The organism is Hydrogenophaga sp. (assembly GCF_041633695.1).
Classification (GTDB): domain Bacteria; phylum Pseudomonadota; class Gammaproteobacteria; order Burkholderiales; family Burkholderiaceae_C; genus Hydrogenophaga.
In genome coordinates, this window is sequence record NZ_JBFJMY010000244.1 from 1 (window position 1) to 6,312 (window position 6,312).

The 6,312-nt window shown below is 63.5% G+C and carries 6 protein-coding genes and 1 pseudogene; all 7 read right to left on the reverse strand.

Annotated elements, in window-relative coordinates; translation table 11 throughout:
* Positions 1-102: 102 nt before the first annotated feature.
* Complete coding sequence (locus tag ABYB95_RS14740; RefSeq protein WP_372659326.1) at positions 103-1,134, reverse strand: aliphatic amidase; 1,032 nt, start codon at positions 1,132-1,134, stop codon at positions 103-105.
* Between the two features lie 94 nt (positions 1,135-1,228).
* Positions 1,229-1,570, reverse strand: coding sequence for a zinc ribbon domain-containing protein (locus ABYB95_RS14745; protein ID WP_372659327.1), 342 nt, complete (start codon positions 1,568-1,570; stop codon positions 1,229-1,231).
* Positions 1,571-1,580: 10 nt separating this feature from the next.
* Positions 1,581-2,810 (reverse strand): formamidase, encoded by a 1,230-nt coding sequence (fmdA, locus tag ABYB95_RS14750; protein WP_372659328.1) that lies wholly within the window; start codon positions 2,808-2,810, stop codon positions 1,581-1,583.
* Positions 2,811-2,874: 64 nt separating this feature from the next.
* The gene (gene urtE / locus ABYB95_RS14755; RefSeq protein WP_372659329.1) at positions 2,875-3,564 is read right to left on the reverse strand and encodes an urea ABC transporter ATP-binding subunit UrtE; all 690 of its coding nucleotides are present in this window, start codon (positions 3,562-3,564) and stop codon (positions 2,875-2,877) included.
* Between the two features lie 155 nt (positions 3,565-3,719).
* On the reverse strand, positions 3,720-4,463 hold the full coding sequence (urtD, locus tag ABYB95_RS14760; protein WP_372659330.1) for an urea ABC transporter ATP-binding protein UrtD: 744 nt from the start codon (positions 4,461-4,463) through the stop codon (positions 3,720-3,722).
* Positions 4,464-4,481: 18 nt separating this feature from the next.
* Positions 4,482-5,696, reverse strand: coding sequence for an urea ABC transporter permease subunit UrtC (gene urtC / locus ABYB95_RS14765; RefSeq protein ID WP_372659331.1), 1,215 nt, complete (start codon positions 5,694-5,696; stop codon positions 4,482-4,484).
* Between the two features lie 145 nt (positions 5,697-5,841).
* Positions 5,842-6,312, reverse strand: a pseudogene (locus ABYB95_RS14770) (urea ABC transporter permease subunit UrtB); the annotation flags it as partial.

Here is a 6,312-nt window from a genome sequence, read left to right on the forward strand (position 1 = left end):
GCAGCGATAGCTTGTGCTATCGCGAGGATTGGCAACGCAGCCCTGGGTGTGAAGACGCGGTTTCATATGCAAGTTATTTGCGGGACAGGACACTAGGGCCCGCTAGACAACTTCCGGGTTGGGAATGCCATCGATCGGGCACTCCTCGGTGCCGATCATGGGGCGGGTGATGGCCTCCACCGCCTTTTGCGTGCCCGCCGGGTCGTTCACCCAGTCGCTGTAAAAGCCAAACGGACAAGTCGCCACGCCCTTGTCGCCATCGCCCGAGTTGATCACGCCGGTATAGCCCCGGTGCAGCAGCTTGAACAAATGGTTCTCCGACTGCCCGTTTTTCCGGAAGTCGCGGATCAGGCTCTTGGAGAGCGCGGCGTACTGGATGCCCATGTCTTCTTCACCGCACTCGCCCAGGGTGCGGCCGTCAAACCCGATGATGGCGCTGTGCCCGAAATAGGAATACACGCCGTCGAACCCGGCGGCGTTGGCCACCGCCACGTAGCAGTTGTTGGCCCAGGCCATGGCCTTGGCCATGAGCACCTGTTGGTCCTTGGCCGGGTACATATAGCCCTGGCAGCGCACGACGAGTTCGGCGCCCTTCATGGCGCAGTCGCGCCAGATTTCGGGGTAGTTGCCATCGTCGCAAATGATGAGGCTGATCTTCAGACCCTTGGGACCCTCGCTCACATAGGTCGTGTTGCCTGGGTACCAGCCTTCAATGGGCACCCAGGGCATGATCTTGCGGTACTTCTGCACGATCTCACCCTGGTCGTTCATCAGGATCAGCGTGTTGTACGGCGCCTTGTGGGGATGCTCCTCGTGCCGTTCGCCGGTGAGTGAAAACACGCCCCAGACCTTGGCCCTGCGACAGGCATCGGCAAAGATCGCGGTCTCGGCACCCGGCACGGTGGAGGCGGTGTCGTACATCTCCTGGGCGTCGTACATGATGCCGTGGGTGCTGTACTCGGGAAAGATCACCAGGTCCATGCCCGGCAGGCCGGACTTCATGCCCACCACCATGTCGGCGATCTTGCGCGCGTTGTCCAGCACCTCGGCCTGCGTGTGCAGCCGAGGCATCTTGTAGTTCACCACGGCCACACCGACCGTGTCCTTGCTGCTCGAAATGTCGCCGTGCATCATGGCTCAATACTCCTGTGGAATTCGAAAAAGGCAGGCCTGAGGCAGCCCCATCCAGGGCACCGCGGAACCCTGAGGAGGCGCATCGGGTGGAGATCTAATGACTGATCATCCAGGGGCGTTTGCTGGGAAATGCCTTGGCACCATTGGGCGCGGTGACCGTGGCCTTGCTGCGGCTGGTGCTGCAGCAGCCGCAGCCCGCCGGGTGTTTGAGGCGTCCGTAGTCGCCCGACCGTTTGGGCTCGTGCCGCGCTCGCTCGTTCACACCCATGGCGCTGCGCATGCCACCGTCCATGAGCGCCAGGCGCGGCGCGGTGACGAACACACGCGGTGAAGCGGTGGCGCAGCCCGGGCAGGCGGCGGGCTCGTTGCGTTCGCTCAAGGGACGGAACGCATCGAAGCCGCCGCAGGCCGGACAGTCGTAGTCGTAGGTGGGCATGGCGCTGCGCTCACTTCACGTCCGGCGACAGCGGCATCTGGATGGAGCCGTCGAGGTGCTTGATCGGGCCGGCCGCGTTCGGGTTGATGTCGAAGTCGAAGATCTGCGTGGGCAGCCAAAGCGTGGCGCAGGCGTTGGGCACGTCCACCACGCCACTGATGTGGCCTTGCACCGGTGCGGTGCCGAGAATCGAATAGGCCTGGGCGCCCGAGTAGCCGAACTTCTTCAGGTACTCGATGGCGTTCAGGCAGGCCTGGCGGTAGGCCACGTTCACGTCCAGGTAGTACTGCTTGCCGCTCTCGTCGACGCTGATGCCTTCGAAGATCAGGTAGTCGTTGTAGGTGGGCGTGATCGGGCTGGGCTTGAAGATCGGGTTCTTGATGCCGTACTTGGCCATGCCGCCCTTGATGAGCGTGACCTTCATGTGCACCCAGCCCGCCATTTCGATGGCGCCGCAGAACGTGATTTCGCCGTCGCCCTGGCTGAAGTGCAGGTCGCCCACGGAGAGGCCAGCGCCTTCCACGTAGACCGGGAAGAACACCTTGGCGCCGCGCGAGAGGTCCTTGATATCGCAGTTGCCGCCGTGTTCGCGCGGTGGCACGGTGCGCGCGCCTTCGGCGGCGGCCTTGTCGCGGGCAGCGCCTGTCATCTTGCCCATGTGGGCGGTGCCGGCGAAAGGCGGGTTGGCCAGGCCGCTGGTGGCGGGGTCGGAATCGATCAGCGCCTGTTCGCGCTCGTTCCACATCGACAACATCTGGGGGTCGGGCAGGCAGCCGATCAGGCCGGGGTGGATCAGGCCGGCGTACTTCACACCGGGCACGTGGCGCGAGCTGGTGAACATGCCGTGGAAGTCCCAGATCGACTTCTGCGCCTGCGGGAAATGTTCGGTCAGGAAGCCGCCGCCGTTCTTCTTGCTGAAGAAGCCGTTGAAGCCCCAGAGGCTGTCGTCCTTGGCGCCGATGTCGAGCAGATCGACCACCAGCAGGTCGCCCGGCTCGGCGCCCTTCACACCCACCGGGCCACTCAAGTAGTGCACGGTGGAGAGGTCGATGTCGCGCACATCGTCGGCGCTGTCGTTGTTCTGGATGAAGCCGCCGGTCCAGTCGAAGGTTTCCAGAATGAACTCGTCACCCGGTTTGACCCAGCAGGCCATGGGGATGTCCGGGTGCCAGCGGTTGTGGATGTTCTCGTTGTCCAGCGGCGACTGGGTGAGATCGACCTTGATCAGGGTTTCGGCCATGGTTTGCTCCTTTGTGGGTGGAAGGGGAAGCGGAAAAGCGGAAGAGGAATGGGACGCGCAGGCGTCACACCGAGAGGTAGGACTTGATGCGCTGCTGGTCGGTGTCGCCACGCTCGGTTTCGTGCACCAGGCGGCCGCCTTCGATCACGAACAGGCGGTCGGCCACGTCCATGGCGAACGAGAGCACCTGCTCGGAGACCACGATGGTGATCTTGCGCATCTTGCGAATCTCGTTCAGCGCCTTGGCGATGTCTTTGATGATGGAGGGCTGTATGCCCTCAGTGGGCTCGTCGAGCAGCAGCACCTTGGGGTCGGTGACCAGTGCGCGCGCAATCGCCAACTGCTGTTGCTGGCCGCCCGAGAGGTTGCCGCCCTTGCGGCGGCGCATGTCCCACAGCACCGGGAACAGGGCATAAATTTCGTCGGGAATGCGCTTGTCTTTCGCGTTCTCCAGCCCGGTCTGTATGTTTTCTTCGACCGTGAGCGTGGGGAAAATCATGCGGCCCTGCGGCACATAGGCAATGCCCTTGGCCACGCGCTGATAGCTCTCCAATTGCGAGACCTCCTGCCCAGCCACCGAGATGTGGCCGGTCTTGATCGGCAGGATGCCGATGAGGCTCTTGAACAGCGTGGTCTTGCCCATGCCGTTGCGGCCCATGACCGCCACGCACTCGTTCTCGCGCGTCTCGAACGAAATGCCGTGCAGCGCCTCGCTCTGGCCATAGGCGACGACGAGATCCTTGACTTTCAGCATGTTGAATCCTTGTTTAGGAAAACGATCCGCAACGCGTGCAGCAACGCCCGTCCAGAGGCATCGAGGATCCGGCTCCGCCGGCCCAAGATGCCGCCCCCCTCCCGCCGAAGGCGAGAGAGGGGGGAGACGCGAAGCGGCGCGGGGGGTGTTGCATTTCAATGCCCCAGATACACGTCGATGACCTTGGGGTCTGCCTGCACCTGGTCCATGGGCCCTTCGGCCAGGATCTTTCCCTGGTGCATCACGGTGACCTTGTGCGCGATCTTCTTGACGAACTCCATGTCGTGCTCGATCACGATCACGGCGCGGTTCTGGCAGATGCGTTGCAGCAGCTCGGCGGTGAGGTCGCGCTCACGCGCGCTCATGCCAGCAATCGGCTCGTCCAGCATCAGCAACTCGGGCTCCTGCATCAGCAGCATGCCGATCTCCAGCCACTGCTTTTGCCCGTGCGAGAGCAGGCCGGCCTCGGTCTCCAGCTTGTCGCCCAGGCCGATGTCTTCGGCCACGGCCTGCACGCGTGCGCCGATCTCGTCGGTGCAACTGAAGGCCAGCGCACCCCAGACCGAGCGGCCCGATGGGTAAGACACCTCCAGGTTCTGGAACACCGACAGGTTTTCGTAGATCGAGGGCGTCTGGAACTTGCGCCCAATGCCCAGGCGCACGCGCTTGTGCTCCTGAATCCGGATGATTTCTTCGTTCTTGAACTTGATGCTGCCCGCGCTGGCCTTGGTCTTGCCGCAGATCAGATCCAGCAGTGTGGTCTTGCCCGCGCCGTTGGGGCCGATGATCACGCGCAGCTCGTTCTTGTCGATGTACAGCGTGAGGTCGTCGATGGCCTTGAAGCCATCGAAGGAGACAGTGAGGTCTTCCACGGAGAGGGCGAAGTCGGTGTTGCTCATGGCGGTTCTCCGGTGGGGCTACACACTCTGGCCGCTGGTGCCTTCGGGCAGCTTCACCCCGGTGGCGGACGCGGACGCGATAGACGGCTTTGCTGGCGCGTGGGGCGGTGGCGAGGGTGGCTGAGGACGGACCGCTGAAGCCTTGCGCAACGCGGCGCGACGCGACTTCCACCAGGGCACGATGTGGCTCTCCCACAAGCCAGCCAGGCCCATGGGAAAGGCCATGGTCACGCCGATGAACAAGCCGGCCATGAGGAACAGCCACAGATCGGGAAAGCTCTCGGAGAAAAAGGTCTTGCCGGCGTTGACCAGCAGCGTGCCGTAGACCGCACCCACCAGACTCATGCGCCCACCCACGGCGGCGTAGATCACCATCTCGATCGAAGGCACGATACCCACGAAGCTGGGCGACATGAAGCCCACCTGCAGCGTGAACAGCGCGCCACCGATGCCGGAGAGCGCAGCCGCCAGGCAGAACACGAAGATGCGGAAGTCGGCCACGTCGTAGCCCGAGAAACGCACCCGGTCTTCCTTGTCGCGCATGGCCAGCAGCAGGGTGCCGAGCTTGCTGGTCTGGATCCAGCGGCAGACCACGATGGAGAACACCAGCAGGCCGACGCAGATGTAGTACAGGATGTACTTGGCACTGTCGGTGCGTGTGTCCCAGCCCATCAGGGTCTTGAGATCGGTCATGCCGTTCACGCCACCGGTATAGCCCTGCTGGCCGATGATGAGCACGGTAAGAATGAGCGCCACCGCCTGCGTGATGATGGCGAAATACACGCCGCCCACACGGCGCTTGAACATGGCGAAACTCACGAGCCAGGCCAGCAGCGTGGGCACCACGATGACGGCGGCGAGCGCAAACGGAAAGCTCTTGAACGGCACCCAGAACGCGGGCAGCTCGGTGATCTGGTTCCAGTCCATGAAGTCGGGAATGCCGGGCGTGGACTGGATCTTGGTGGTCTCGGGGTCGGAGGCTTCGAGCTTGAGGAACATGGCCATGGCGTAGCCGCCCAGGCCGAAGAACACCCCTTGGCCCAGGCTGAGCACGCCGCCATAACCCCAGAGCATCACCAGGCCGATGGCCACGAAGGCATAGGTGAGGTATTTGCCCACCAGGTTGAGGCGGAAGATGTCGAGCGCCAGCGGCAACACCACCGCCAGCAGCACCGTGAGCAGCACCAGGCTGGCGAGTTGGTAGCGGGCAATCCAGGCTTTCAGGGCGTTCATGACGAGACTCCGGTTTTGAGAGGTATGAGGGCGTGCAGGAACCGTAGCGAGCGGGCCGAGGTCGCGTTGAGGACCGGAGCCGTACACCCGTACGGCGAGGACCGCAGGCGCGAGATCGGTTCGCGCAGGAGGTTCATGCATGCGCTCATCGGCGGACCTTGGAGGCAAAGAGGCCCTGCGGGCGCAGCATCAGAATCACCACGATCAGGGAGAGCGTGATCATCTTGGCCATGGAGCCGGCCAGGAAAAACTCGGTGATCGACTGCGTCTGCGCAATACCGAAGGCCGAGACGACAGTCCCCAGCAGGCTGGCCGCGCCGCCGAAGGTGACCACCAGAAAAGCGTCCACGATGTAGAGCGAACCCGAGGTGGGGCCGGTGGAGCCGATGGTGGTGAAGGCGGCACCCGCCACACCGGCGATGCCGCAGCCGATGGCAAAGGTCAGGCGGTCGGTTTTCTTGGTGTCGATGCCAATGGCATTGGCCATCACGCGGTTGCTCACCGTGGCCCGCACCCGCAGGCCCCAACGGCTCTTGTGCATCGCAATCAGAATGCCGCAGGTGACCACCGCCGTGAGCGCCAGCACGAACATGCCGTTGATGGGAATGTCCAGGCC